25 protein-coding genes are annotated in these 26,683 nt (G+C 41.0%); 7 read left to right on the top strand and 18 right to left on the bottom strand.

Annotation, left to right across the window (positions count from 1 at the left end):
* Nucleotides 1–5: 5 nt before the first annotated feature.
* From JJN14_RS00500 to JJN14_RS00485, 4 genes are all read right to left on the bottom strand, one after another.
* Nucleotides 6–470 carry a hypothetical protein gene (locus JJN14_RS00500; protein WP_201059118.1) on the bottom strand — a complete coding sequence of 155 codons (465 nt, stop codon included), beginning with the start codon at nt 468–470 and terminating at the stop codon, nt 6–8.
* Nucleotides 470–1,750, bottom strand: a complete 1,281-nt coding sequence (hisS, locus tag JJN14_RS00495; protein WP_201058634.1) for a histidine--tRNA ligase — start codon at nt 1,748–1,750, stop codon at nt 470–472. The genes JJN14_RS00500 and hisS overlap by 1 nt, the downstream gene beginning before the upstream one ends.
* Nucleotides 1,751–1,932: 182 nt before the next feature.
* A complete protein-coding gene (locus JJN14_RS00490) occupies nt 1,933–3,180 on the bottom strand; it encodes a transporter (protein WP_201058633.1) in 1,248 nt (415 codons plus the stop codon).
* A gap of 199 nt (nt 3,181–3,379) precedes the next feature.
* Nucleotides 3,380–4,231: a helix-turn-helix domain-containing protein gene (locus JJN14_RS00485; protein WP_201058632.1), complete on the bottom strand. Its 852-nt coding sequence runs from the start codon at nt 4,229–4,231 to the stop codon at nt 3,380–3,382.
* Nucleotides 4,232–4,355: 124 nt separating this feature from the next.
* Here JJN14_RS00485 and JJN14_RS00480 point away from each other — a divergent pair, with 124 nt between their 5' ends.
* Nucleotides 4,356–4,697 (top strand): metal-sulfur cluster assembly factor, encoded by a 342-nt coding sequence (locus JJN14_RS00480; protein WP_023944033.1) that lies wholly within the window; start codon nt 4,356–4,358, stop codon nt 4,695–4,697.
* A gap of 213 nt (nt 4,698–4,910) precedes the next feature.
* Here JJN14_RS00480 and ilvD read toward each other — a convergent pair whose 3' ends face one another.
* On the bottom strand, nt 4,911–6,614 hold the full coding sequence (ilvD, locus tag JJN14_RS00475) for a dihydroxy-acid dehydratase (RefSeq protein WP_000137346.1): 1,704 nt from the start codon (nt 6,612–6,614) through the stop codon (nt 4,911–4,913).
* A gap of 230 nt (nt 6,615–6,844) precedes the next feature.
* On the opposite strand from ilvD, the gene rpmF reads away from it, so the two are divergent.
* Nucleotides 6,845–7,027 (top strand): 50S ribosomal protein L32, encoded by a 183-nt coding sequence (gene rpmF / locus JJN14_RS00470; RefSeq protein WP_000290417.1) that lies wholly within the window; start codon nt 6,845–6,847, stop codon nt 7,025–7,027.
* A 15-nt stretch (nt 7,028–7,042) separates the two neighbouring features.
* Complete coding sequence (gene rpmG / locus JJN14_RS00465; RefSeq protein ID WP_001265622.1) at nt 7,043–7,192, top strand: 50S ribosomal protein L33; 150 nt, start codon at nt 7,043–7,045, stop codon at nt 7,190–7,192.
* Nucleotides 7,193–7,615: 423 nt separating this feature from the next.
* On the opposite strand, the gene JJN14_RS00460 is transcribed toward rpmG, so the two are convergent.
* Both JJN14_RS00460 and JJN14_RS00455 read right to left on the bottom strand, forming a co-directional pair.
* Entirely contained in the window at nt 7,616–9,328 is a 1,713-nt protein-coding gene (locus JJN14_RS00460) for an AlwI family type II restriction endonuclease (protein ID WP_201058631.1), read from the bottom strand.
* Nucleotides 9,329–9,331: 3 nt separating this feature from the next.
* A complete protein-coding gene (locus JJN14_RS00455) occupies nt 9,332–10,195 on the bottom strand; it encodes a DNA adenine methylase (protein ID WP_236253698.1) in 864 nt (287 codons plus the stop codon).
* 578 nt (nt 10,196–10,773) lie between these two features.
* On the opposite strand from JJN14_RS00455, the gene JJN14_RS00450 reads away from it, so the two are divergent.
* Nucleotides 10,774–11,295 carry an HXXEE domain-containing protein gene (locus JJN14_RS00450; protein WP_201058630.1) on the top strand — a complete coding sequence of 174 codons (522 nt, stop codon included), beginning with the start codon at nt 10,774–10,776 and terminating at the stop codon, nt 11,293–11,295.
* Between the two features lie 37 nt (nt 11,296–11,332).
* Here the strand turns inward: JJN14_RS00450 and JJN14_RS00445 are convergent, their stop codons facing one another.
* The 9 genes from JJN14_RS00445 to JJN14_RS00405 all read right to left on the bottom strand — a co-directional run bounded on the left by JJN14_RS00445 (nt 11,333) and on the right by JJN14_RS00405 (nt 22,530).
* Complete coding sequence (locus JJN14_RS00445) at nt 11,333–12,580, bottom strand: toxic anion resistance protein (RefSeq protein WP_201058629.1); 1,248 nt, start codon at nt 12,578–12,580, stop codon at nt 11,333–11,335.
* A 21-nt stretch (nt 12,581–12,601) separates the two neighbouring features.
* Nucleotides 12,602–13,408, bottom strand: coding sequence for a hypothetical protein (locus JJN14_RS00440; RefSeq protein ID WP_201058628.1), 807 nt, complete (start codon nt 13,406–13,408; stop codon nt 12,602–12,604).
* Nucleotides 13,409–14,310: 902 nt separating this feature from the next.
* A complete protein-coding gene (rpsD, locus tag JJN14_RS00435; RefSeq protein ID WP_000092756.1) occupies nt 14,311–14,922 on the bottom strand; it encodes a 30S ribosomal protein S4 in 612 nt (203 codons plus the stop codon).
* Nucleotides 14,923–15,116: 194 nt separating this feature from the next.
* Nucleotides 15,117–16,169, bottom strand: coding sequence for a sensor histidine kinase (locus JJN14_RS00430; protein ID WP_201058627.1), 1,053 nt, complete (start codon nt 16,167–16,169; stop codon nt 15,117–15,119).
* A complete protein-coding gene (locus JJN14_RS00425; RefSeq protein WP_201058626.1) occupies nt 16,166–16,864 on the bottom strand; it encodes a response regulator transcription factor in 699 nt (232 codons plus the stop codon). The genes JJN14_RS00430 and JJN14_RS00425 overlap by 4 nt, the downstream gene beginning before the upstream one ends.
* Nucleotides 16,865–16,987: 123 nt before the next feature.
* The gene (locus JJN14_RS00420; RefSeq protein WP_201058625.1) at nt 16,988–19,549 is read right to left on the bottom strand and encodes an SSURE domain-containing protein; all 2,562 of its coding nucleotides are present in this window, start codon (nt 19,547–19,549) and stop codon (nt 16,988–16,990) included.
* 124 nt (nt 19,550–19,673) lie between these two features.
* Nucleotides 19,674–20,339 carry a potassium channel family protein gene (locus JJN14_RS00415; RefSeq protein WP_001283909.1) on the bottom strand — a complete coding sequence of 222 codons (666 nt, stop codon included), beginning with the start codon at nt 20,337–20,339 and terminating at the stop codon, nt 19,674–19,676.
* A gap of 13 nt (nt 20,340–20,352) precedes the next feature.
* A complete protein-coding gene (locus JJN14_RS00410) occupies nt 20,353–21,732 on the bottom strand; it encodes a TrkH family potassium uptake protein (protein ID WP_023944048.1) in 1,380 nt (459 codons plus the stop codon).
* 33 nt (nt 21,733–21,765) lie between these two features.
* Complete coding sequence (locus JJN14_RS00405) at nt 21,766–22,530, bottom strand: nucleoside phosphorylase (RefSeq protein WP_201058624.1); 765 nt, start codon at nt 22,528–22,530, stop codon at nt 21,766–21,768.
* Between the two features lie 185 nt (nt 22,531–22,715).
* Between JJN14_RS00405 and JJN14_RS00400 the strand changes: the two genes are divergently transcribed.
* The 3 genes from JJN14_RS00400 to JJN14_RS00390 are packed head-to-tail and all read left to right on the top strand — an operon-like array spanning nt 22,716 to nt 24,986.
* On the top strand, nt 22,716–23,024 hold the full coding sequence (locus tag JJN14_RS00400; RefSeq protein ID WP_201058623.1) for a rhodanese-like domain-containing protein: 309 nt from the start codon (nt 22,716–22,718) through the stop codon (nt 23,022–23,024).
* Nucleotides 23,025–23,044: 20 nt separating this feature from the next.
* Nucleotides 23,045–24,700 carry an FAD-dependent oxidoreductase gene (locus tag JJN14_RS00395; protein ID WP_201058622.1) on the top strand — a complete coding sequence of 552 codons (1,656 nt, stop codon included), beginning with the start codon at nt 23,045–23,047 and terminating at the stop codon, nt 24,698–24,700.
* Nucleotides 24,690–24,986: a rhodanese-like domain-containing protein gene (locus tag JJN14_RS00390; RefSeq protein WP_201058621.1), complete on the top strand. Its 297-nt coding sequence runs from the start codon at nt 24,690–24,692 to the stop codon at nt 24,984–24,986. The genes JJN14_RS00395 and JJN14_RS00390 overlap by 11 nt, the downstream gene beginning before the upstream one ends.
* 188 nt (nt 24,987–25,174) lie before the next feature.
* Here JJN14_RS00390 and JJN14_RS00385 read toward each other — a convergent pair whose 3' ends face one another.
* The gene (locus JJN14_RS00385; RefSeq protein WP_045594097.1) at nt 25,175–25,432 is read right to left on the bottom strand and encodes a metal-sensitive transcriptional regulator; all 258 of its coding nucleotides are present in this window, start codon (nt 25,430–25,432) and stop codon (nt 25,175–25,177) included.
* Between the two features lie 149 nt (nt 25,433–25,581).
* The gene (locus JJN14_RS00380) at nt 25,582–26,436 is read right to left on the bottom strand and encodes a VOC family protein (protein WP_201058620.1); all 855 of its coding nucleotides are present in this window, start codon (nt 26,434–26,436) and stop codon (nt 25,582–25,584) included.
* Between the last annotated feature and the right edge of the window lie 247 nt (nt 26,437–26,683).

Raw genomic sequence — 26,683 nt, 5'->3', positions numbered from 1 at the left:
CACACCTACTTTCCGTCAAATTCAACAGTTTGGATATCCTCAATGCGTTGTAGTTTGAATTTTTCTTTTCCTTTTTTATTAACACGACGTAGCTTGACCCATTCCTCATCAACATCCACAACTTCCCAGTTGTCTGTTCCAAACAATTGTCCAACGATGACTGGCGTTCTCCCAATCAATTCTTTTAATAATCTTGACATATCTTTATTTCCTTTCTGTTTTTGCTCAATTCTTTTGATTTTATTCTCTAGTTTCTGGACCTTTTGGGAATGGTAGATATAATACATAATCACAAGAGGTACAAATCCTAATGCCCACATAATCGTTCCTTTCTCCTTTTCTCTTAACTTGCTTACATTGTAACACATCTTTTTCTTTTTGACAAGCATATTTGTCAAAAAGTTTATGATTTTTGTCATTTTGCAAAAGAAAAAGGTCAGGAATAGGTTCCTGACCAGTTTGTCTACTATTAAAAGCCTAATTTTTCAAAGATTTCTGAGAAGTTTTGGCTGATTGCTTCAAGTGACACTTGCAATTCTTCTCGGGTTTGGTTGTTCTTAACAGTTACTTGTCCGCTTTCGACTTCGCTCTCTCCGAGGGTGATGAGGGTCTTAGCCGCAAAGACATCGGCTGACTTGAACTGAGCTTTGAGTTTACGGTTGAGGTAATCACGCTCTGCTTTGAATCCTTGTTGGCGAAGGGCTTGTACCAACTCCAAGGCTTTGACATTTGCTCCTTGACCCAAGACTGCGATATAAACATCTAGGGCGTTTTCGATAGGGAGGGCCACACCTTGCTTTTCAAGAATGAGAAGCAGGCGCTCTACACCAAGCCCAAAACCAAATCCAGCAGTTTCAGGGCCTCCAAAGTAAGCAACCAGGCCATCATAACGACCACCCGCACAGACTGTCAAGTCACTGCCCTCAATCTCAGTGATAAACTCGAAAATCGTGTGGTTGTAGTAGTCCAGACCACGCACCATATTGGTATCGATGATGTAGTCTACTCCAAGATTTTCCAACATCTGACGCACAGCATCAAAGTGTGCTTGGCTTGCTTCATCAAGGAAGTCCAAGATAGACGGCGCATTCTCTACTGCCACCTTGTCTTCTTTTTCTTTAGAGTCCAAGACACGAAGAGGATTTTCCTCCAAACGACGTTGGCTATCCTTAGACAAGGTCTCCTTGAGCGGTGTCAAATAGTCAATTAAGGCTTGACGGTAGGCCGCACGGCTCTCAGGATTTCCAAGAGTGTTAAGATGTAATTTGACACCTTGGATACCGATTTCTTTCAAGAAATGGGCTGCCATCGCGATTGTTTCCACATCGGTAGCTGGATTGCTAGATCCAAAACACTCAACACCAATCTGGTGGAACTGGCGCAAACGTCCTGCCTGTGGACGCTCGTAACGGAACATAGGACCCATGTAGTAGAACTTGCTTGGCTTTTGCACTTCTGGGGCGAAAAGTTTATTTTCCACATAGGAACGGACAACGGGCGCAGTTCCTTCTGGACGGAGGGTAATATGACGGTCACCCTTGTCATAGAAATCGTACATTTCCTTGGTTACGATATCCGTTGTATCTCCGACAGAGCGACTGATGACCTCGTAATGCTCAAAAATAGGCGTACGCACTTCTGCATAGTTATAGCGCTTGAAAATTTCACGGGCAAAGCCCTCAACGTACTGCCATTTGGCAGATTCAGCAGGTAAAATATCCTGCGTTCCTTTTGGTTTTTGTAATTTCATAGGGAATCCTCTTTAAACTTAATAGTCTTATTTTACCATAAATAAAGGGATTAAAACAGTAAGAAAAAAATTAGGATTTATACTCAATGAAAATCAAAAAGCAAACTAGGAAGTTAGCCGCAAGCTGTACTTGAGTACGGTAAGGCGACACTGACGTGGTTTGAAGAGATTTTCGAAGAGTATTAGATATCATTTTTGAGATTAAGACCTGTCAAAAGAATAGCTAGCAAGGAAAAACCAACAAATAGCATCCAAGTCAACTGTATATTCCATACGGCTACTAGTGAAAAACAAGCTGTTCCCACAGGTATGGATAAGGTAAACAATAAACCTAAAAAATTACTGGTACGAGCTAAAACCTCTGGAGCTAGATTTTTCATGAGCATGGCATTAATCTTTGGAGCAACTTTACCAGACACATACAGAGTTAAAAATAGAAATAGCAAACCAAGCACGACTTGATTGAATACGTTAGCCAGACCAATTAGAGTGAGCCCTACGGTAGCCCACATCATCAATCTAGGCAAGGACTGCTTCCCAAAATAATCATTGCCCGTAAGGCTACTAATGATGATTGCTAACAAAGCACAGAATTGACTGATAAATAATGCCTCTGTATAAGAAAAATTCAAGAGAGAATGGCTCAAAAAGAAGATATTATAAATTCCACCCAAAGCGCCACCCAAGGCATTGATAAGCAAGACAGCAAAGAGCATAAAACCAAAGTTTTTCTGTCCACTTTTAAGAAAAACAAGGCGTAAATTTCGATAAATCGTTAGAAATTGGTCTTTGATAGAAAGCTTCTCATTTTTTAGTGATTCACCATCAGGAGATGAAATTGACAGGCTCAATTTGCTTTTTCCTAAAAATAGAACAGAAGCTGATACGAGGAAAAAACAGGCATTGATTCCTGCAACGAGGGAAAAATTGTTGACCGATAGTCCTAAGAGCCAGACTCCAAAAGCTTGACCACCAATAGCTGAAATATAGGTGATGAATTGGGAAAAAGAATAAGCCTCCATCAGATCATCTTCAGCTACTTTTTCCTTAATGAGAGGCATACGCAAACCACCAGCAAAATCACTGATGACATCACTAATGACATTGATTAAACACAGGCTAGAAAAGGCAAAGAGACTAGCTTGCTGAACAACTAGGGCTGCTAGAAAAAATAAAACCGCCTGAAACAAACCGCTATAGACCATCCATTTGACCTTGTCCCTCGTGTAATCTGCCCGAATCCCTACAAAAACTGTAAAGAGAGTCGGAAGAAGCATGACAATATTCGCCATAGCAACAGCAAAGGAGGCTTGTGGCAGGGTCGATGCATAGACGATAAAGACCAGGTTGAAAATTGAAGCACCAAAAGCATTGAAGAAGCGTGACAAAGTCAAGAGACGATAAGCTTGATTTCTGAACAATAGTTTCATAGGTAATCTCCCTTCTTGTTCGAAGTTTTATGTGAAGTATGACTATAGTATAGCACTTAGAAATTTTAGAGGAAAAACTTTGAATATATGCAACAAATAAAATGAACAAAAAGAAACGATAGAATTTCTCCAATGACACGAGAGAGCCCAACAGTTCTATCGCTTAAAATTTCAAATGATTTTCTTGGTTTGCAGATATTCAACAATCGGTCGTATTTCTATAGTATTCGGCAGATTTATTACAGCCGAGCATCTCAAAAATACGGACAGCATTCTCCATCTTTTTCTGTCCTTCCTTGACTCTACCTTGCTTGCTATCAAGGAGACCTTCCGCCCACAAATAGACAGTTCGGAAATAGGTTTCATTTTCATTGTAGAAATGCTCTTCGATAACACGTTTAAAATAAGAGGCATTGGTAAATTCTTCACATTCAATGCTGGCTAAAAAACCATTCAATAGTATAGTGTGAAAAAGGTTTCGATTGCCAGACATTTCCATTAGAAAATCAGATTTACGTACCATTTCTCGTACATATCTAGTGAAAAGAGAAACAGATAAAAATGGAGAACTGATTGAAAATAAATTGAGTTCATAGATTCCCCAAATCTCAGTAGAAAACAAGTAGTCATGAAGAACTCTCTCTTCCTCTGCCGTTAACTCTACCCTTTCATCCATGCTCTTTATATAAGACTTGATAATAATGGCATTTAGAATATGTTTCTGTTTGTTTTGAGAATGGGCATGCTTTTGATACTCCTTGCGATACAAGTCCTCAAGCGGAGCTATATTCTTTGGATCCAAGACATCTTTGATTTCTTTTCTCAACTCAGAATCTGCATCATACTGAAAACCTCTCGCAAGAAAAAGGATTTCCTCCACACTGGCAGATATATTCCCCAGAGCAAATAGAAACTTTTCCACCGAAAGCTCACTCTGACCAGTTTCAAATCGGGATAACATAGACGGCGAAAATTGTCCCCCAGTTGCTTGTCTCAGCGAGATATTTCTTGACTCTCGTAATTGTCTAAAGACTTTTCCAATCTGCTCCATAGGCTTCCCCTTGATTCAGTGTTTTCTTTATATTATCATATTTTTTTCAGAAATTCATCAAAAACTTGCCAAATTGTCAGAATTATGAGAAAATAGAGGATATTTATCATGTGGAGGGACTGTAATGAGAGACGATATCAAAATCAATGACCGCGCTTTGGCCATACAAGACCAAATTATCGAAAAACTAGAGAAGGTTTTTGATACAGATGTGGAATTGGATGTTTACAATCTAGGGCTGATTTATGAAATCAATCTGGATGAAACAGGGCTCTGTAAGATTGTCATGACCTTCACCGACACCGCCTGTGATTGCGCCGAAAGCCTGCCTATCGAAATCGTCGCAGGTCTGAAACAAATCGAGGGTATCGAAGATGTCAAGGTTGAAGTTACCTGGTCGCCTGCCTGGAAGATTACACGAATCAGTCGCTACGGCCGCATTGCCCTTGGACTGCCACCTCGTTAAGCAGGTAAATTACTTTTGAAGATGAAAAGAAGCAAGCCAAAGTTGGCTTGCTTTTTAATACTCAATGAAAATCAAAGAGCAAACTAGGAAACTAGCCGCAGGCTGCTCAAAACAGTGTTTTGAGGTTGTAGATAGAACTGACGAAGTCAGTAACCATACCTACGGCAAGACGACGTTGACGTGGTTTGAATTTGATTTTCGAAGAGTATGAGTTTATTTTTTACCTGACTTGTCCATATTCCAGAAGTCTGTCACGGCTCCGCGTGAAGCAGATGATACGATGTGGGCATATTTACCAAGAACACCACGGCTGTAGAGTGGTGGCAAGGTTGTTTCTGCCTTGCGTTTTTCAAGTTCTTCTTCCGATACGGCCATGGAAATTTCTTTGGTATCTTGGTCAACCGTAACGATATCGCCTGTACGGAGGTAAGCAATCGGTCCACCATCCTGAGCTTCAGGGGCGATATGTCCAACAACCAGACCATAAGTACCACCAGAGAAACGTCCGTCCGTCAAGAGGGCCACCTTATCTCCTTGACCTTTACCAACAATCATGGATGAAAGTGAGAGCATCTCAGGCATACCAGGACCACCCTTAGGTCCAACGAAACGAACAACGACTACATCACCATCAACGATTTCATCTGTCAGAACGGCTTGAATAGCATCTTCTTCTGAGTCAAAGACCTTAGCTGGTCCAACGTGACGACGCACTTTAACACCTGAAACCTTGGCAACCGCACCGTCAGGAGCAAGGTTTCCGTTCAAGATGATAAGCGGACCATCCGCACGTTTTGGATTTTCAAGTGGCATAATAACTTTTTGACCTGGTGTAAGGTCTGCAAAGTCAGCTAAGTTCTCAGCAACAGTCTTACCAGTACATGTAATGCGGTCTCCGTGAAGGAAACCATTTGCCAAGAGATATCTCATAACCGCAGGCACACCACCGACTTCGTAGAGGTCTTGGAAGACATACTGACCAGATGGTTTCAAGTCGGCCAAGTGAGGCACACGCTCTTGGATCGTATTGAAGTCCTCAAGTGACAAGTCAACATTGGCAGCATGGGCAATGGCAAGCAAATGAAGAGTGGCATTTGTAGAACCACCGAGAGCCATAGTTACAGTGATAGCATCTTCAAAGGCTTCACGAGTCAAGATATCTGATGGTTTGAGACCAAGTTCCAACATCTTAACAACAGCACGTCCTGCTGCTTCGATGTCTTCTTTCTTATCAGCTGATTCAGCTGGGTGAGATGAAGAACCTGGCAAACTCATACCCAAAACTTCGATAGCAGTCGCCATGGTATTAGCAGTGTACATACCACCACAGCCACCAGGGCCAGGGCAGGCATTACATTCAAGACGTTTCACGTCCTCAGCTGTCATATCACCGTGGTTCCATTTTCCGATACCCTCAAAGACAGAAACCAAGTCGATATCTTTACCATCAAGATTTCCCGGTGCAATAGTTCCACCATAGGCGAAAATAGCTGGAATATCCATGTTGGCAATGGCAATCATAGAACCCGGCATGTTCTTGTCACAGCCACCGATAGCAACAAAGGCATCCACATTGTGACCACCCATAGCTGCCTCAATTGAGTCCGCAATGATATCACGAGATGTCAAAGAGAAGCGCATACCAGGCGTTCCCATGGCAATCCCGTCCGCTACAGTGATAGTCCCAAACTGCACAGGCCACGCACCTGCCGATTTGACACCTTCTTTGGCTAATTTCCCAAAATCATGCAAGTGGATGTTACATGGTGTATTTTCCGCCCAAGTCGAAATCACTCCCACAATCGGTGTTTCAAAGTCCTTATCTGTCATACCAGTCGCACGAAGCATGGCACGGTTTGGTGATTTTACCATACTGTCATAAATGCTACTGCGATGACGTTTATCTAATTCAGTCATTTGTTCCCTCCCATTTCAGTTTTTACTATTATAGCACATTTTAAAAGCAATGAACAGAAGAAAATTCTTGAATTTTCAGAAAATTTCGATTAATTAGATTGAATAGCTTCTATTTTTTTCATCTTTTTTTGTCAAGTAACTTTACTTTACAAAAAAAATGTGTTATTCTTATATGGTTGATGAAAATCAGTAGATTGAATCGAATATAAATACCTAAAGGAGAAATCAAAATGGCAGTACCTGCACGTCGCACTTCAAAAGCGAAGAAAAACAAACGTCGTACACACTACAAAGTAACAGCTCCATCTGTAAACTTTGACGAAACTACTGGAGATTACTCACGTTCTCACCGTGTATCACTTAAAGGATACTACAAAGGACGTAAAATCGCTAAAGCTGCATCAGCTGAATAATAGAAGGGAGATACCATGCGCGTAAATATTACACTTGAACACAAAGAATCTGGTGAACGCTTGTACCTTACTTCTAAAAACAAACGTAACACTCCAGACCGTCTTCAATTGAAGAAATACTCACCAAAACTTCGCAAACACGTTGTGTTTACAGAAGTTAAGTAAGCATTCAATACGAATCAATACAGAAGAAAAACGCATAATATGCGTTTTTTTCTTTTTGTTAATTTCAGTACATTACAATAAAAATCATTCAAATCACTACCTTTTTCACCACCTTTTTTGAAATAAGAATATTGATTCGGATATTTAAAAAAAGAGGAACTTTAGTGTGAAGCTCCTCTTTTTTATTTGTTCTTTTACTTATAAATCGTATGACCTGGTTTGTCAGGTGATAATTTGATAAATCTTGAATAAGCTTTAACAGTCAGGGATTGAGTTTTTTATTTTGCTTGAAATATGAATAAATTTCAACTAATTTGAAATAAGTAAGGTAACTTTTTCGATACTCTAAACTATCTCACACCAACAAATGAATTTTTAAGTGAGGTGTTCGTTTTTTTAAATGTTCGGGAATTGATTAGTTGCTTAATTTACAATCTCAAAGACTTTCTCTATTACGGAATTATGCCAATCTTCTTCTGTTTTACCCTCTATCAACATTTGTATTGATATTGATGTGGAATGTTCATGAATTGAATACAAGTCCTTTGGACCGATGTCTTTACTGGTTGCTTGTTTGAAAAATTCAATGAAAGTTTTGGTGTCCATTGGAATGATATCTACTATACCATTATATATTTTTGATTTCTGATGAGACAAAGTGTAAAAATGATTGATAACTGTTTCATTTAAAGTATTTGCTATAAAAATTCCAAATGTTGGTTTTTGTATCTGCATTTCACCGATATGTCTACTTACAGGTTCTCCTTCCATTTCAAATTGTTTCTGACCAGTAGAAAGTGTAACCTCAACACCTATATTAAAGTCCCCATAATCACCAACTATGTCACTTTGACCACCGCCTGCTGTAGAAACTGGCATTCCTGAATCATCAACAATGAAATTACCTTTTACATCACCATGGTTAATCATAGTCATTGCTCTCCAGATATTCCATTCAAAGAAAGTAGGTCGCATACTTGCAGGTTCAATTTCCTTATTACTAATCGCTTCAAATGTTTGTAGTATATCTTCAATATCAGCTTGAGAACGAGTTTTTAATTTAAGTGATTCACTTTTAATTTTTTCTCGTTTTCTCAAATTCCTTTGTTGATTTAGTCTGTGTTTAAGTACATAAATATCTTCATCTTTATCTCCATAACTACCGATACTTGTTAAAGTATTTACTAAGTTGTCTTTATTATCGTTTAGTAATACAGGTTCATATGGATTGGAAATATATTTGTCAAAATCATCTCGACTCATATCAATAGAAATAATTTCTCTACTAACATTGTCTAGCATATACCTGATCTCGGTGATTCGTTCTGTACTTAATGTAAGAGTCCTTCCTTTACTGAATACAACAACGCCCGTTGCCCTCAAAATACGAAAAATAGAGTCTGTGTAATCGCCCCAATTGCTTAATTTCTTTTTCATGTAAGCTTCAACGGTTTTCGTTTCAGTTTCTCTTGTTTTAAAATCACCCATTTGAATAATATCAGCATACAGCTCCTTAAAAACATTCAACTGAGTTCCATGATCAAAGATCTTTAGAGATTTTTTTTGCTTTTTAATTACTTCCCTCTGATTTCTATACTCCCTTATTTTTTTTACAACATTTTCAAAATTACGATAATCCGTTAAAGTCATTCCAAAAATCATTAATTCTTTATACGATAAATATTCTAGTTCGTCAATAAGTCTGATGATTTCTAAGAATGGTTTTATTCTGAATCTTCCTTTATTGGAGTCTTTTTCTTTATGAAGAGGCGATGGAAGTTGAAATTTTAATATTTGATGAAGTAAGACATCTTCAAATAAGTCCTCATCTTTTAACAGTTGTCCTGCTTCTGTTACTTGAAAATTTTTATGTCTTTGTGTAATAAAAAAACCTAATGCCTGTGGCATTCTAGTTAATTTATCTCTCCCTGCAAGGGCTTTATCTTTTGCTGTCCCAGCTTCTTCTCCTGCTACCTGTGCTTTAGAGAGAACCGTATAAAACTTTTCCTGAAATGCGGTATCATAAGGTAGATTATTCATCTTGTTTTCTTCAATAACCTTAATATACTCACTTATTAGTTTAGGTGTTCTAGGGCTGGTAAAGCCTAATAAAAATCTTTCTCCAAATCCTGCCATGACTTACCTCTCAGTGTCGTAATTTGTTATTATCAAATGGTTCGCTTCTGCCTTAAATCTGTTTCTTATATTGACCATATAGCTTTTAGGATATTTCCCTTTTATATAACCCGAGTATAATTCAGATATTAGTGGCGTTTCCCCTATAATCATCAAAGCAGGACTAGATAGATTCTTAAAATTTTCTGCAAGTCTGACATGTTCAGCTTCACCAAAATCACCAGTGAATGTTTCGTTTCCGTATTCCGAGAAAACAGTATCATATGGAGGGTCTAAGAAAATAAAGTCATTATAAGTAGCTAACTCAAATGATTTTTCATAAGTGCCATTGAAAATGGTAGATTGCTTCAGCAATTTATGATGGTCATTAGTTAATAAATTTGTATTAAAATTAGCGTAGCGCCCATAGGGTACGTTAAATTCTCCTAATGAATTATATCTAATCATGCCTGAATAAGCAGTCTTATTTATGAAAAAATATAGAGTTGCTCTTTCATACTCTGATGGAATTTTCCCGTTGAACATATCTCTTATTTTGTAGTATAGTTCATCATTTGGGTCTTCAACTCTTTCTGTCGGAGAGAGCGATTTTCTATAATTAAAGATTCTCCTATTATTTTCATATTGAGTTTGTAGTTCAAACAGCTCTTGTTTAATTTTTTCAAATTTTGTGCTACTTACTTCTGAATAAAAGTTTATTAGTAGTTCATTGACATCACTAATAAAAGCCTTTTCAGGTTCTAAATAAAAATATGTTGCACCTCCACCCAAAAATGGTTCATAATAGGTATCAAATTCGGGTATAAAATCTATAAATGATGGAATTTCTTTCGACTTACCACCTCTGTATTTTAGTATCGGTTTCAAAAATATTACTCCTAAGCTATGGTTAATTTAATTATACTATTACCATCGGCATTTAGCAATAATTAAGGGAACGGACATCTATCCCTTTCTTTCCGAAAAACAAGTCTTTTCCCGAAAGTTATTATTTGCTATTATAATAGACATTTCTTCATTTTTCCGTTATAACAGACACTGACATACTCTTGTAATATTATTTTGGTATAATTAAAATTATAGAAGAAGGCACAGATTATGAGAAAATTAATAGGTATACTACTACTTTCATTATAATCAAAGTTTTTCAAATTATATAAGAATAGACATTAAATAAATTTCGCTTATAGAGCAAGTTTGATATATACTGAAATACATTTTTATCAAACTAGGTTTTAAGTTTAATAAAATTTTTTTGGAAAATCTAGATACTGTATGAATCTCTACATTTTTCTTAGAAATAGCCTTAAAGTCTGGTATAATAAGCTTTATAGGCGTATTATTTTATGTTTACAGAGGTTAAATAAGCATTCATAACTCAAAACGCCTTACTGGGCGTTTTTTGTTTTATTTGCTAACAGTCTATAGCTTTGCAGGAGAGATTTATGGCATTTTATCTTTGGATGTTTCCTCTACTTTTTATCTTTCACGATATGGAAGAAATTATCGGTCTTGTCCCTTGGATCCGTCTCAACGAAACCTTGCTGGCCCAAAAGGTGCCAACTATTCTAAAAATCCACAAAGAAATGACAACAGAGGGATTTGCCCTTGCTGTTTTTGAGGAGTTTATCATTGTCTTATCCATCACTTTATTAGCGTATTTTAGTCAATCTAGAGCGCTCGAATTAGTTTGGTTAGGAGGCTTTGTGGCCTTTGCACTCCATCTCTTGCTCCATATTGGACAATCAATTCTTCTCCGTAAGTATATCCCTGCTCTCATCACTTCTATCCTTTGTTTCCCTATCAGTGCTTATTTGATTACAGACATCGTGCATTTGTGGCAGGTTTCGACTAGCGAATTTTTCCTATTTTCACTGGTCGGTTCAGGCATCGTCGTCATCAATCTCCTCTTTGCCCTTTGGATTGGGAAAAAATATTCCACCTGGCTTGTCCACAAAAACGAATAAAATCCCCTGTAAATCTACATTACAGGGGACTTGTGTATTATTCTTGTACTTCTTTCTGAGCAGCCTTTCCTTGGTCTAGAAGGGCTTGGACGATTTTCTCATCGCGTAGTTTGACAGAATCGTTGATCATTTCTGCGGACTTGACGATGGTTGTTTCTAGTTGGGCACGTTTCTGGCGTCCCAATTCAATAGCTGCGACGATACCTTGGTTTTGTGCAACCAGACTTTCAGCCAGTTTGGTAACAGACTCAACAGCGACTGTCGGGCTTTGGGCAATTCGTTCCATCTGTGGAATCACTTCCTTGCTGGTTTCAGCTAGCATCTGAAGGGCAGCATTGTTGGCATTAACAATGGCATCTGCCACGACACCTGATTTCATTGATTGTTGTAAAATACCAAGTTGGGCAATGGAAAGCTTCATTGTCGGAATCGTATTGCGACGAAGCATGCCCAATTTTTGGCGCATATCAGATGAGACCTTCACAAGATTGCGCATCTGAGGTGTTGTTGCCCAGGCAACATAGAGACGGCTGACATACTCAGTATGTTGTTGTTCAAGGGTATTGACCACTTCTGCCATGCGGGCCAATTCTTGTGACTTGGCCTGGTATTCTACCGTACTTGTATCGAGTTGGTCAACTTGGGCCTTTAGTTCGGCAGCGCGCTTGCCAGCTTCTGTCTGGCTGGCTTCAATAAAGGAAATTACTCCCACTAGATTTTCAATGGATTTGGTATTGTCCTCAATCAACATCTCAGCAGAGACGATATTTCGAGCTAGCACATCTTCTTGCTTAACCACTGCGGCAGCCATACCATCGAGCTTTTGCTCTACTGTTTTTGAGTCAAAGTAAAATTCTTGTAGCGTATTTTTACTCTTGTTAAACAATCGTTGCAAAAAGTTTGGTTTTTCTTCTAACTCAGCAATTTCAGCGTTCTTGTATTTGACGACAAAGCCTTGCAACTCACGGTTGGTATTCTTGAGTAAGTCATCCACTTGGGGAATCTGCAATTTCTTTTGTTCTGATAAGATACGATTGACCGTATTGTTCACACCTTCGACAGCAGATTGTCCAAAATCCAAAAGAGCATTTTGATTGGTGACAAATTGGTCTACTAACTGGGGCACGCGCGCTTTGATTCCTTCTTGCTGCTCAGGGCTCAGCTTCTCAAGGAAGGTTAAGGTCTTGTCTGAGCCAGTATTTGTCTCGATGATTTGAGTTGTTTTATCCACCTTAGCTACCGTATTGTTGGCAATCTGGTCAATATCAAAATTAAATTCTGTCATGGTTACTCCTTTATTTCTAACCTATTCTTTACGATCTTTTTCTAGGATACGCAGACTGATATCAAAATCACGCATATCTGTTTCATTGAGTTCTCTCAAGACTTGGTCTAGCTCAAGGTCAAATTGTTCGATAGCTGCTTTAGCTTGCTCTAAGCGTTCTTCTGCTCGATTATAGTTTTTAGGATTGACCTTAATCTTTAAATAGCCTTCTAAAATTGTTTGGAATTTCTCCATCTTCAAACTATGAATAGCCGTCAATTCTTCCTTATCACCATCAGCAGAGGTAGCAATCTTGTCTAGAATGGCCTGATGGTCAGTGGCAATATTGGCCAAGGTCTGGGACAATTCTGGAGCTAATTCCTCTGGCTCCGCATTTTCAAGATCTACCTGACTTTCTCTATCCAAACGTTCTAGCTGAACATCAATAGTTGCCCTTACTGTACGAACCTTTTTGTCAATACGGTTGTAGACATCAGCATCGATATAGGACTTGAGACGATCCGCCTCCTGATGGATTTCTCGCAGTTCGATCAATACTTGATTGGCCAGACTTTTATATGAATCCGAGCCTTTTTCTACTAAAGTTCCCTCTAGTTGCTGAATATCTTTGTCCGCCTGGCGAATCCTAGCTTTTAAAAACTCAATCCGATCGTCGAGCGAACGATCCTGCAAAAGAGGATAGCGTAAGCGTTTATAGAGACGATAACCACCATAGCCTAGCAGGACACAAGCCGCAAGTGGAAGAGCATATTGAACCAAAAGGCCCAGTAAGAACAAGAAGCCCCAAAAATAGAGACAGCCTTTCCAAAAACCATTACCTGATTTCATAAACATTCCTTATTTTCAATTTATAAGTCTATTTTAGCACAAAAGACAAAAATGAGGGCGGAAATCCCCTAGAAAAGAGTTGATTTCTTTGCTGTAGAATGGAACTTGGTAGCGCGTGTGCTAATTTCAGTGAAGCTGACTCAAGCCACAAACACACTCTGAGGAATATCAAAACAAAAGCTTGAAATATCAGGGGATGTGTGTTAGAATGGGTTTATAGTGATGATAATTGTCTAACAAGGCAACAAAAAGCCCCAACGTTCCAGCGTTGAGGTTTTTTTGACTTATCGCCCCTTAAAGGTTATTTCTTGCGTGAGTTAAGCCATTTCTCAAACAAGGTTGTCAAAATATTGACTACTAAGGGTGCTAGAAAAATTGTGATGATAATTTCTAACATCGGCAACACCTCCCTTCCTTAAAGTGAGGGGGCTAAAACATTATAACATACCAGATTTATATCATCAACATCACGTATAAAAAACAAAAGCTTGAAATATCGGGGCTTATGTGTTAGAATGAAAACATAAAGGGAAAACAATGCTTCTAGCATATGTAACTAAAAAACCCCACCGTGCCACCGATGGGGTTTCTTGCTACCCTCTTAAGGGGTTAAAAGCTACTTGCTACGTTTCTTTATCCATAGTTTGAAAAGCTCAGATAGTACGTTAACAAGTGACGGAGCTAGAAAAAGGGAAAGTAACTCTAGCATATATAACACCTCCCTTCTTTGAATTGAGGGGGCCAAAATATTATATCATCAACATCGTGTAATTCTTGGAATAGATAGACTTAGATACACAAATAACCTTACTAACAAATCTCTAAGAAAACCCAGAAATCAACCTTTTAAGACAAAGCAAAAAGCCCACTGTTGTAGGCTTTCTGTAAGATATATCTTAAAATTAAAGCATTTTGTTGTAGAATTCAACGACAAGTGCTTCGTTGATTTCTGGGTTGATTTCGTCGCGTTCTGGCAAGCGAGTCAATGAACCTTCCAATTTTTCAGCGTCAAATGATACGAATGCTGGACGTCCAAGAGTAGCTTCTACTGCTTCAAGGATAGCTGGAACTTTCAATGATTTTTCACGAACTGAGATCACTTGACCTGGAGTTACGCGGTATGATGGGATATCAACGCGTTTTCCGTCAACAAGGATGTGACCGTGGTTTACGAATTGACGAGCTTGACGACGAGTAGTCGCAAGACCAAGACGGTAAACAACGTTATCCAAACGACGTTCCAAAAGAAGCATGAAGTTGAAACCTAGGATTCCGCCTTTGATTTTTGTAGCTTGTACGAACAAGTTACGGAATTGTTTTTCACCTACACCGTAAGTGAAACGAAGTTTTTGTTTTTCAGCCAATTGCAAACCGTATTCTGACAATTTAGAACGGTTGTTTGGTCCGTGTTGTCCTGGTACGTAGTTACGACGTGCCAATTCTTTACCTGTACCTGTAAGTGAAAGGCCAAGGCGACGAGCTTGTTTCCAAGATGGTCCTGTATAACGTGACATGTGAATGTCCTCCTGATATAAATAATATTTCGGTGGAAATAGTCACTTAGAAAGCCCTGATTCGTGCAGATGCCCTTCGCCTAAACAGCCAAGGTTACTTATCATAAGACACCTGTTGACGAGCTTCATGCTTTCCTGCTGATATTTCACACAAAATCCATTTTACCATGAATAGCTGGATTTGTAAAGGGGTTTTAGGCTTTATTTTCATTGCCAGAGAGGTTGAGAAGGAGGGTAAAGGTGCTTCCGAGGCCGTACTGGCTGCTGACTGTGATTTCTCCACCCAATTGATGGGCCAATTCACGCGCAATTGCAAGGCCTAAGCCATGACCACCTGTTTTCATATTGCGCGAAGTTTCTACACGATAAAGGCGTTTGAAAATATTCTCCAAGTCCTCTGGAGCAATGCCCTGCCCTTCATCGGTCACACTGATTGAAAGCTGGTTATTATCCAGCTTAGCCACCACTTCCAGCTTGGTTCCTGGAGCTGAGTATTTAAAAGCATTATTGACCAGATTCACCAAGATACGAGAAAGTTTGGCATAATCTCCCTCAATCCGGGCAGACTCTGGGATTACCTGCAAGTGGACGTCTCGTTCCTCCTGCTCAATCAAGAACTGAAATTCACTCATGCACTCAATCAAGAGCTGATCTAGAAAAATGCTGTCTTTACTATTAGTTTCTATCTGATTTCTAGCTGAGTTTAGGGTCAAAAAATTCAATTCCTCAACCAGTTTATTGAGTCTTTCTGTCTGGCGTCCAATGGTTGCTAGATAATGGGCTTGTTCTCCCTCCTTGATAACCCCGTCCAAAATCCCTTCTACCGTCGCTTGGATCGAAGTGATGGGGGTCTTGATATCATGCGATAGCTGGGCAATCATCAAGCCCTTTTCTCGTTCACTTTCTTCCAAGGAATCAAAGGTCGCCTGCAAATCATGGGACATTTCATTGAAGGCTTGGCCTAACTGCTGAAATTCCATAGGACCTTGAACCTCCAGATTTGCAGGAAAGTCCTTGTCCGCTACCCGCTTGGCATGTTCCTTGAGTTTGCCCAATGAAGTAAAGACCGGCGATAGGAGAAAGAGACTAATCCCAGCACCGATAAAACTAGCCACTAGAGTCATACCCACTAGGAAATAAATTTCTCTTTCTTCAATTAACATTCGCTGGATGGCCCAAAAAACCACGATAATCGTTAGGAGTGTTGAAATGACATACCCCACTAAAATGTAACTTTTTAATTTCATTGACTACCTCGTGCTTTCTCAATTTTGTAGCCCAAGCCCCAGACGGTTTTGATGGTCGGTGTTGCTGCACTGGCATGTTTAGCCAACTCCTGTCGAAGAGCATGAATATGAACATTCAAGGTATTGGTATCATCCACATAGTCTTCTTGCCAGACCTTTTCATAGAGGTCTGTCTTAGAGAAAACCCGCTCTGGATTGCTGGCTAGAAGCCATAGAAGTTCGAAGGATTTGACGGTCAAATCAAGCGCCACATCTCCGACTTGGACCTCATGACTACTGTGATTCATCCGTAAATCCCCTAGACTGATGACCTCTGTCTCACCTCCTCGATGAAGGCGTCGCAAGATATTGTGGACACGCAAAACCAGCTCACGTGGGCTAAAGGGCTTGGCAATAAAGTCATCTGCCCCTAAGCTCAGGCCATAAATCTTGTCCTGCTCGCTAGTCTTAGCCGTGATAAAGAGAAAAGGCTGATCTGGAGATTGATACTGAACCTCACTAATCAAATCATAACCATCCATCCGAGGCATCATGATATCTGTAATAATCAAATCAATCGCTTTCCGCTTGAAGATTTCTAAGGCATCTACTCCATCATGAGCCACCAAAACCTGATAACCTGCCTGAACCAGATAGCGTTGATGAATATCTGTGATTTCTACCTCGTCGTCAACGAGTAAAATTGTCTTTCCCATCTGTCTCTCCTTTGAAAAAAACAGTGCTATACCACAATAGTATAACACTATTTTAATCGTTTTACGAACATTCTAATCGATATCTGAATTTTTCAAATCCTAGATAGAAAGTCTGTAGCTAGACTAGTTATTTTCCTCTTTTTTAGCTTTCAAACCGAGGCCACCTAGAAGTCCGGCCAAAGCTAATCCAAAGAATCCAAGAGTAGCCATTGATGTTTGCGCTTCACCGGTATATGGAAGCATGCCTTTTTGCTCTTTCATTTGATCAGCCATCATTGGATTTGACGCCTTGTTATTAGATGCCATCTTACCTTCATCAGACATTTTGCTTGAGGTTACCATAGGCTGGCTAGCATTCATGGTTTTGTCCTGCTCTTTGTTAGGCATCATCTTATCTTGGCTAGCAGCTGGCATTTGCGATTTCATCGGATTGAGAGACTTATACCCATTCAAGTTCACTGTCAACTCTTTTGTCGCTACCAAATTAGTTAAGTCAGGCTTGCCATCTTTTGCACCGTACACTTTGATAGTTGCCTTGTAACTTTGAGTGCCGTTTTGTTTTAACAAGTCTAACAAGTCTTTATCTGATTTGCCTTGAGTGCCGGCCAAGTCCACTTCATAGAAGTAAAGGCCTTTGCCCAATTTTTCTACTGGTGGGAGGGCAGGATTTTTAGCTGAACCGTTGTCTGACCATGGAGCCTTGTCTGAGGCTTTCAAGATGAGACGAGTCAACATACCGTCACCAGCGAAGAATTCGTATGGAATAACTTGGTTAACACCGGCTGTAAATGGACCTGGGAAATTCGCTTTATCCAAGTAAGTGGCTGGAACATCTACTGTGTCTTTGGTATTATCGGCTACACCTTTTTGTACTTCAGCTGGAGTAGTTAGGCCGTTCAAGTTGACATCCAACTCCTTAGTCGCTACGAGATTTGTCAAATCGGCTTTGCCATCTTTTGCGCCGTACACCTTGATGGTTGCCTTGTAGCTTTGAGTACCGTTTTGTTTCAAGAGGTCAAGAAGGTCTTTGTCAGATTTACCTTGAGTTCCTGCCAAATCTACTTCATAGAAATAGAGGCCTTTGCCCAAGTTTTCTACTGGTGGGAGAGCTGGATTTTTAGCTGAACCATTATCTGACCATGGGGCCTTGTCAGAAGCTTTCAAAATCAAACGAGTTAACATACCGTCTCCGGCGAAGAATTCGTATGGGATGACTTGGTTGACACCGGCTGTGAATGGACCTGGGAAGTTGGCCTTGTCCAAGTATGTAGCCGGAACATCCACTGTATCTTTAGTATTGTCAGCCACGCCTTTTTGAACTTCGGCTGGAGTAGTCAAGCCGTTCAAATTGACATCCAAATCTTTTGTCGCTACGAGATTTGTCAAATCAGCCTTACCATCTTTCGCACCGTACACTTTAATAGTAGCTTTATAACTTTGAGTGCCGTTTTGTTTCAAGAGGTCAAGAAGATCTTTATCAGATTTGCCTTGGGTACCGGCCAAATCTACTTCATAGAAGTAGAGGCCTTTGCCCAATTTCTCTACTGGTGGGAGGGCAGGATTTTTAGCTGAGCCATTGTCTGACCATGGAGCCTTGTCAGATGCTTTCAAAATCAAACGAGTCAATATACCGTCTCCGGCGAAGAATTCGTATGGAATTACTTGGTTGACACCAGCTGTGAATGGGCCAGGGAAGTTGGCCTTGTCCAAGTAAGAAGCTGGGACATCCACTGTGTCTTTAGTATTGTCAGCCACACCTTTTTGAACTTCAGCTGGAGTGGTCAAGCCATTCAAATTGACATTCAATTCTTTAGTCGCTACAAGATTGTTCAAATCTGCCTTGCTGTCTTTAGCACCGTACACTTTGATGGTAGCTTTATAGCTTTGAGTGCCGTTTTGTTTCAAGAGGTCTAGAAGCTCTTTATCTGACTTACCTTGGGTGCCTGCCAAATCTACTTCATAGAAGTAAAGGCCTTTGCCCAATTTCTCTACTGGTGGAAGGGCAGGATTTTTAGCTGAACCATTGTCTGACCATGGAGCCTTGTCTGAGGCTTTCAAAATCAGACGAGTCAACATACCGTCACCAGCGAAGAATTCATATGGGATGACTTGGTTGACACCAGCTGTGAATGGACCTGGGAAGTTGGCTTTGTCCAAGTATGTAGCTGGAACATCTACTGTGTCTTTAGTATTGTCAGCCACACCTTTTTGGACTTCAGCTGGGGTAGTTTCTGGTTGCGCTTCATTTGCTTCACGGTCTTGTCCAGAAACTGTAGGCGCAGGATTTGTCGCAGGTTTAACCGCATCTTCTGTTTCTTTCTTAGACTCTGGTTTTGCTTGTACTTCTTCTTTAGGTGCTACTACTTGGTCTTTAGCAGCTACATCCGTTTTTTCTGGAGAGCTTGTAGTATCCAAGCTTGCTTTAGGTGCTGACTCTGCCTGTTCTGAAGGAAGAGCTACATCAACTGCTTTCTTAAGAACCTCTGCTGGTAAGTCGCTCTTTTCACTCACCGAAGCAGCGTCTGGTACGACTTGAGCAGGGGTTGGATTGACTACATCGGCACGCACCGAACTTGGTTGACCAACTAGGACAAAGAAGCCACTAGCCACAACAACTGAGGCAACACCGACACTAAGACGGCGAATAGACCAACGAGTATATCTTTGATTTGGATTGAATTTCATAGGATTCTCCTTAGAGTTTTTCTTTATTTGATGACTCTAGTATAATCTCCTAAAATTAAAAAGGATTAAGAAAAAGTTAAAATTTTTCTTAAATCCCTCTTATAAAATACTTATATTAATTTTTTTACGAATTTAATTCTGCCAAGTCATCTAGATACTGGTTGTTAATGACTGCCAAGATATAGGCATCTGCTTTCAAGAGGTCATTAGGTCCAAACTGGACATCCAGTGGTGAATTTTCTTGTTCACGAAATCCTAGGACATTGAGGTTATATTTACCACGTAAATCTAGCTGACTCAGGCTTTGACCTGCCCAAACACTCGGAATCTTCATCTCCACGATAGAGACATTTTTATCCAGCTGAAAGACATCAACATTGTTATGAAAGAGAATGGTCTGCGCTAGAGACTGCCCCATTTCATACTCAGGTGAAATCACCGAGTCAGCACCGATTTTTTCTAGCACCTTCTTGGCTGTCTGGCTTTTGACCTTGGCAATAACCCTTGGTACCCCTAGACTCTTACAATGCATAACTGCAAGCACACTCGACTCTAGATTTTCCCCTGTTGCCACTACAACCGTATCACAGGTATCAATTCCTGCAGTTCTGAGGAGTTCCTCATCTGTAATATCGCCCACAACTCCACGCGCCAAAACTGGCTCAAATTGATTGATACGCTCAGCGTGGTCGTCAATGGCAATAATATTCATATCTTGCTTGGCTAGGGCCGTCAGGACACTACTCCCGAAAATCCCCAAACCTAAAATTCCAATCGTACGATCTGACATAGTTCTTCCTTTCTTATCCAATACTAATATCTGCTTTCATATACTGAATCAAATCTTTCTTATCAGGCTGGTAATCCGCTAGACTGACCAGCAAGGTCAAGGGACCGATACGGCCAATAAACATGAGTACCATGACAATGCTGAGAGCTAACTTGCCCAGTTCTGGTGTCAGATTTGCCGTTACCCCAACTGTCGCAAGGGCTGAAATGGTCTCAAACATGAGGTAAATAAATCGCGGTGTTCCTTCTGCTGTAATTCCCAACAACATCAAGCCCAACAAGAAGGTCATCAAAAAGATAATGAAGACACTAAAGGATTTTTGAACTGTTCGAGCCTCAATGGTTCTCTGCGCAACATTGGCATGAGGCAAGCCCAGCAATTCACTACGCGCAAAAACCAACAAGACAAAGAAAGTCGTAATCTTGAGACCCCCAGCCGTCCCTCCAGGCGCCCCTCCGAGAAACATCTGTAGGATATAGATAAACAGGGTCACAGGCCGAGCTTGAGTGTAGTCAATAGAGGCAAAGCCAGCTGTTCTCATGCTGACGGTTTGGAAAAAGCTAACCAGCACTTTCTCTGGAACGCTGAGATTGCCAATGGTTCCTGGATTGTGCCACTCCGTAAAGAGTGTAGATACTGTCCCAAACAGCAAAATCCCTGCAGTCAAGAAGAGAACCAACTTGGTGTGGAAACGCAGACGGCGTTTTTTCTTCTTATCAAACTGGGTTGCTAAGTCAAACCAGACCATAAAGCCGAGACCACCCGTGATAATCAAACCAGCAATGACCAGATTGATCAAGGGATCCGTCTGAAAAGCCACTAAACTGCTACTGCCGAAATTATCAAAACCAGCATTACAAAAGGCTGAAATGGCTAAAAAGATGGAGGTAAAAATGCCCCTTCCCCAGCCGAACTCAGGAATAAAACGGAAACTTAGTAGAAAGGCACCCAAGCCCTCCACCAGAAAAGTCGTCAAAAAGATAGACCGCATAAAGGACTTCAAAGACTTACTTTCCCCATAACTAAAACTCTCCTGAATGGTTTCACGACTACGCAGACTAAGCTTTTGCTTGCCTTGGATATAAAAAATCCCGATAAAGGTCATGAGCCCCAGACCACCAATCTGTATCAAGAGCATACAAATCAACTGCCCCCAGACATTATAGGTAGTAGCCACTGGTTGCGTAAAAAGACCAGTCACACAGACCATGGACACCGTCGTAAAGAGATGGTCAAAATAAGTAGCCTGAGAACCACTTGCCTGAACAAAAGGCAAACTCAAAAGAAGAGAACCTATAAAAATAACTCCAGCGAAACTCAGAAAAATCCGACGAGCTGGCGAAAGTCCGCCCAAGGCTCTTTCAATTTTTTTCACAAATAATTTAAATAACATACATCCATTGTACCATAAAAAGAAGAAGAGTAGCTAGATCTGAGAAGCTATCTCAAGACAGAGTTCCAAGGCCTTTTCGAAAGCTTCTGAACCCCAGTCACGACTGTCGTACTGGTCCAAGTCAGCAAGAGAATCTGCTGTAAACAACAACTCTCCCCAGAGAACGCCACGCAATTGAGCTACTGCCGCAAGTGCAGAACACTCCATCTCCACAACAGCACAGCCTTCCTCCTTGCGATAAGCTACCTTTTCAGCCGTTTCTCGGTAAAAGCCATCTGTCGTCCAGGTTATGACTTCCTTATAGGGAATCCCTTTGGCTTCCAAAACTCGCTCAATGGCAGCAATAGCCTCTGGCTGAATTTCCATATAACGAGAAGGTGCCACATAGTGGTAACTAGCCCCCTCATCTCGTAAAGCCCGAACCGGGACTAGAAAGGCGTTCTCCTCTATATCAGCTAGCACACCACAGGTACCAGTGGAAATGATTTGCTCCACACCGTAGCCAATCAACCAATCCATAAACTGGGCCGCTGGAGCGGAACCGACAGGAGCCTGGGCCAGACAAATTTCCTCGCCCTTATAGTCCACGACATAGACTGGATAGGTCTTGGTGGCAGAAACGAATTCGCCGACACAGTCCGCCCCTACTTCTCTCGCATAGCAGTCAATCTCCTCACCTAAAAATGCATAGACACACTTCTTGGGCAAGTGCAAGTCCAGCCCCTCGTGATTGGGCATGATGACCGCCTGAGGATTGTCATCAAACTCTAAAATAGGAATCGCATGTTTCTGAATCATAACCTACCTCCTCTAATTTTGTACTATTGTATCAAAAGCTGGCCGAGTGTCAAGGAGGAGGCTGATAAATTGAGGAGAAAAACAATACAATCGCAACCAATCTCCACCAAGTCGAAACAACTTGCTTGACAAAAGCTTGACTTCATGGTTTAATATACCCCACAAGGGTATGTTCGGAGGTGCCTATGTTTCACTTATTATTTACAAAAATTGACAGTATTTCTACCAGCGAGTTAGAAGCTAAACTCAGAGAACCGATTCAGCTACTGGATGTTCGGACACCAATGGAATTTCGTAGAGGTCATATCAAAAATGCCAAAAATGTTCCTCTAACCGAAATTGGTTCCTACACACCAACAACAAAAGAAACACTCTATGTCATTTGTCATTCTGGTGTGCGAAGCAAACTAGCTGCGAAAAAGCTTAAGAAAAAAGGCTACGATGTCATCAATGTACGAGGCGGTATGAGCGCTTGGACAGGAAAAGTCATCTAGAATCATAAAGGAGAAGGTCAATGAAAATTATCATTGTCGGAGGAGTTGCAGGCGGTATGTCAGCAGCAACCCGCCTCAGACGTCTCATGGAAGGCGCTGAAATCACTATTTTTGAGAAAGGTCCCTTTGTTTCCTTTGCAAACTGCGGACTTCCTTACTATGTTTCAGGAGAAATTGCAAACCGTGATAGTTTATTGGTCCAAACTCCTGAAAGTCTCAAAGCACGCTTTAATCTGGATGTTCGTCCTTTCCATGAGGTCATCAGCATTTCGCCAGCAGAGCACACTGTGACTGTACGACACGATGGACAGGAATTCACAGAAAGCTATGACAAGCTGATCCTCTCTCCAGGAGCCAAACCATTTGTTCCTGCTATTGAAGGACTAGTAGAAGCTAAGAATGCCTACACGCTCCGCAATGTTCCCGATCTCGATGAAATTATGGCAGCCTTGGACAATCATCCAAAAGAAGCTGTCGTTATCGGTGCAGGCTTTATCGGGCTTGAAATGGCTGAAAATCTGGCAAAACGTGGCTTGCAAGTCACCATCGTGGAGAAAGCTCCCCATGTCTTGCCACCATTAGATCAGGAAATGGCAGCCTTTGTCCAAGCAGAATTACTGGCAAACGGCGTCCGTGTTATCACTTCTCAGTCTGCGACTCGATTTGAAGACCAAGGAAAAATCATCGTTCTAGAAAATGGTCAAATGATCACTTCTGACCTCACTATCCTTTCTGTTGGTGTTGAACCTGAAAATGGACTGGCCAAAGCTGCGGGGATTGAACTGGGACTTAGAGGTGGGATTCTGGTCGATGAACATTACGAAACCAGTCAAAAAGATATTTTTGCAGTTGGGGATGCCATCGTTGTCAAGCAAGAGATTACGGGCCAAGACGCCCTCATCTCTCTCGCTTCTCCTGCCAATCGTCAGGGACGCCAAGTCGCGGACGTCATCGCAGGACTCGGTCGTACAAACAAGGGCAGTATCGGCACTGCTATCGTTCGTGCCTTTGACATGACCGCTGCTTCGACTGGTCTCAGCGAGCATATCCTTAGCATGAATCAACTTCCTTACAAGGCCCTTCATGTCAGTGGGAAAGACCACGCTGGTTATTATCCAGATGCTACTGATATGACCTTGAAGCTCCTCTTTGACCCAACCACTGGAAAAATCTACGGTGCCCAAGGAATTGGGAAGAAAGGTGTTGACAAGCGAATTGATATCCTGGCGACTGCTATCAAGGGAAATCTCACCGTCTTTGACTTACCAGAATTAGAGTTCACCTATGCGCCACCATTTGGCTCTGCCAAGGATCCCGTCAATATGCTGGGCTACGCAGCCTTAAACCTTATCGAAGGTCTCAGCGACAATATTCAATGGTACCAGCTCGAAGACGAACTAGCTAATGGTAAGAAATTCCTAGATGTACGGACAAGTGGCGAATTCCAGAGTGGTCGACTTAAGGTAGACACTATACACATCCCCCTAAACGAACTACGGGAACGCTTGGACGAACTAGATAAGAACCAAGCCTACATCGTTAGCTGCCACAGTGGTTTGCGCAGCTATATCGCAGAGCGTATCCTCAAACAAGCAGGCTTTACCGTCCAAAACCTTGACGGCGCTTATTCACTATACAAAATGGCTAACCCAGAAGGAGTAGAATATGGAAACTAGTATCAGTATGGCTGACTTTTATGAAAAATATCAACATAAAAATCTAAATCTTATCGATGTTCGTGAAGTACATGAATTCCAAGCAGGACATGCACCAGGTGCAAAAAATCTGCCTTTAAGCACCTTGGAACAAGGCTACAAAGAACTCAAACCTGACCATGAATACCATGTTATCTGTCAAGGTGGAGTGCGTTCTGCCTCTGCCTGTCATTTTCTCAGCGCCCAAGGCCTCACCGTTATCAACGTAGAAGGTGGTATGAATGCTTGGCCTGGGCAAGTAGAATAATCAAAAGGAGCTGGGCAAAAACTCAATTTCAGGAGAAAGTGAAGTAAATCTCCCCACAATAAAACGCATACTATCAAGGTTTTCAACACCTGATAGTATGCGTTCTTTTATTTTAAAGACTTTTTCCAGCCTCTCTTGATTCACATTAAACTATTCTATTAGCAGAGATCTTTGCAACTCTCATCTCTTTATTTCCGTTTAATCAAGTATCGGATAGCCTTTTCTAGACGTGCCTTTTGAGCTTCAGGATCATCTAGTGGCTGATTGATACATTCAGTAAGGTTTTCCGTAATTATCATCTCAATCACGCGTTCCACACTAGATTTCACTGCAGTCAATTGCGTTACAATATCAGCACAGTCACGATCTTCTTCAATCATCTTTTGAATCCCACGCAACTGACCCTCTGAACGTTTCAAACGAGTAATATACTTTGAGTTTGTCATTTCTTTTTCCTTGCTCGATTTTTCTTCATTATATCTCTAATCAGCTTCTTTGTCAAAATTCTCGCCCATCCAACTCACGCAGCTCTGTTATCAAAGACTTTTCAAAAGGTAAACTAGCCATACTGATAATTTACTAGAGTTTTCTAGTGTTACCTTGCTAAACAGATACGAGTCACAATTCCGTCTGGGTCTGTGATTTCCAGCTGGCTAGATGTCAGCCACTTGATTGGTGCATCAACTGCCTGTGCTCGCTGGGCAATCGTTAACAGTTCTTCTTTACGAGCTACCTCAATAACATAATAGGCTAAACCTGGTAAACCTTGCTTACGCGCAGCCAAACCTCTTCCTCCCCATTCGTTGACTGCCAAATGATGATGGTAGTCTCCAGCTGCAATCCAACTAGCACTAGGCACACTGAATTTGTCCTCTAGCCCTAACATCTTTTGATAAAACTGGCTAGACTTTCGACTATCCTTGACAGAAAGATGAATGTGCCCCATTCTCGTACCCTCGGCTAAAGCAAAGGGCTCTACTCTTTCCCCCAACTCATAGATATCCTGAGCCGCAAGGGCCTCAGTCACCCCGATAATGCGTCCATCTTCTCGAATATCCCATGTAGAAACCGGCTTATCTCGATAGAGTTCAATGCCATTTCCCTCCAAATCCTCCAAATAAAGGGCCTCACTGTAACCGTGATCTGCACCGCCGACAAGAGGAATCTGTAAATCTGTCAGATGCTTCAAGACATCCGCCAAAGCCTTTCGTGTCGGCAAGAGAATGGCCAGATGATAAAGACCATAATGTTCCCTTACTTCACCGCTTTCTTGTGCTTGAATCAAGTGTACCAAGGCTTTTCCACCAAGTCCCAGAATAGCATCTGTATCAGTTTGAGATAAGATTTCTAAACCAATAATCTGCTGATAAAAGGCTGTTTGACTCGCCAAGTCCTTCACATTTAAAACTGCCTCTGCCAAATAAATGTGGCTATGGTATTCATAGGTCATAAATGGTCCTCTTTTTTAATTGTAATTCTTTTTGTTACAACTATTATATAATTTCCATAAAGAAAGTCAAGCCAGACAACTTATAGATCATGATTCTGTAATCTTATCTATATGGGATTAGAACGAGAAAATCTACAGAGAATTGACAATAAAACCACCGAAAATTTTTAACCAATGCTATGATAACTCTCATCTCAATCCCAAAAAGAAAAGGAGCGGATATGATATCCTACTCCTTATTCTTATC

Source organism: Streptococcus mitis (assembly GCF_016658865.1).
GTDB classification, from domain to species: domain Bacteria; phylum Bacillota; class Bacilli; order Lactobacillales; family Streptococcaceae; genus Streptococcus; species Streptococcus mitis_BT.
Note: the sequence above shows the minus strand (reverse complement) of the source record. Positions and strands in the feature narration are given on the sequence as shown.

Bases quoted from the DNA above. Each gene is read 5' to 3' on its own strand.
- hisS (WP_201058634.1), bottom strand. From the start codon at position 1,750: ATGAAATTACAAAAACCAAAAGGAACGCAGGATATTTTACCTGCTGAA.
- JJN14_RS00490 (WP_201058633.1), bottom strand. From the start codon at position 3,180: ATGAAACTATTGTTCAGAAATCAAGCTTATCGTCTCTTGACTTTGTCA.
- JJN14_RS00485 (WP_201058632.1), bottom strand. From the start codon at position 4,231: ATGGAGCAGATTGGAAAAGTCTTTAGACAATTACGAGAGTCAAGAAAT.
- JJN14_RS00480 (WP_023944033.1), top strand. From the start codon at position 4,356: ATGAGAGACGATATCAAAATCAATGACCGCGCTTTGGCCATACAAGAC.
- ilvD (WP_000137346.1), bottom strand. From the start codon at position 6,614: ATGACTGAATTAGATAAACGTCATCGCAGTAGCATTTATGACAGTATG.
- rpmF (WP_000290417.1), top strand. From the start codon at position 6,845: ATGGCAGTACCTGCACGTCGCACTTCAAAAGCGAAGAAAAACAAACGT.
- rpmG (WP_001265622.1), top strand. From the start codon at position 7,043: ATGCGCGTAAATATTACACTTGAACACAAAGAATCTGGTGAACGCTTG.
- JJN14_RS00460 (WP_201058631.1), bottom strand. From the start codon at position 9,328: ATGGCAGGATTTGGAGAAAGATTTTTATTAGGCTTTACCAGCCCTAGA.
- JJN14_RS00450 (WP_201058630.1), top strand. From the start codon at position 10,774: ATGGCATTTTATCTTTGGATGTTTCCTCTACTTTTTATCTTTCACGAT.
- JJN14_RS00445 (WP_201058629.1), bottom strand. From the start codon at position 12,580: ATGACAGAATTTAATTTTGATATTGACCAGATTGCCAACAATACGGTA.
- JJN14_RS00440 (WP_201058628.1), bottom strand. From the start codon at position 13,408: ATGAAATCAGGTAATGGTTTTTGGAAAGGCTGTCTCTATTTTTGGGGC.
- rpsD (WP_000092756.1), bottom strand. From the start codon at position 14,922: ATGTCACGTTATACAGGACCATCTTGGAAACAAGCTCGTCGCCTTGGC.
- JJN14_RS00430 (WP_201058627.1), bottom strand. From the start codon at position 16,169: ATGAAATTAAAAAGTTACATTTTAGTGGGGTATGTCATTTCAACACTC.
- JJN14_RS00425 (WP_201058626.1), bottom strand. From the start codon at position 16,864: ATGGGAAAGACAATTTTACTCGTTGACGACGAGGTAGAAATCACAGAT.
- JJN14_RS00420 (WP_201058625.1), bottom strand. From the start codon at position 19,549: ATGAAATTCAATCCAAATCAAAGATATACTCGTTGGTCTATTCGCCGT.
- JJN14_RS00415 (WP_001283909.1), bottom strand. From the start codon at position 20,339: ATGTCAGATCGTACGATTGGAATTTTAGGTTTGGGGATTTTCGGGAGT.
- JJN14_RS00410 (WP_023944048.1), bottom strand. From the start codon at position 21,732: ATGTTATTTAAATTATTTGTGAAAAAAATTGAAAGAGCCTTGGGCGGA.
- JJN14_RS00405 (WP_201058624.1), bottom strand. From the start codon at position 22,530: ATGATTCAGAAACATGCGATTCCTATTTTAGAGTTTGATGACAATCCT.
- JJN14_RS00400 (WP_201058623.1), top strand. From the start codon at position 22,716: ATGTTTCACTTATTATTTACAAAAATTGACAGTATTTCTACCAGCGAG.
- JJN14_RS00395 (WP_201058622.1), top strand. From the start codon at position 23,045: ATGAAAATTATCATTGTCGGAGGAGTTGCAGGCGGTATGTCAGCAGCA.
- JJN14_RS00390 (WP_201058621.1), top strand. From the start codon at position 24,690: ATGGAAACTAGTATCAGTATGGCTGACTTTTATGAAAAATATCAACAT.
- JJN14_RS00385 (WP_045594097.1), bottom strand. From the start codon at position 25,432: ATGACAAACTCAAAGTATATTACTCGTTTGAAACGTTCAGAGGGTCAG.
- JJN14_RS00380 (WP_201058620.1), bottom strand. From the start codon at position 26,436: ATGACCTATGAATACCATAGCCACATTTATTTGGCAGAGGCAGTTTTA.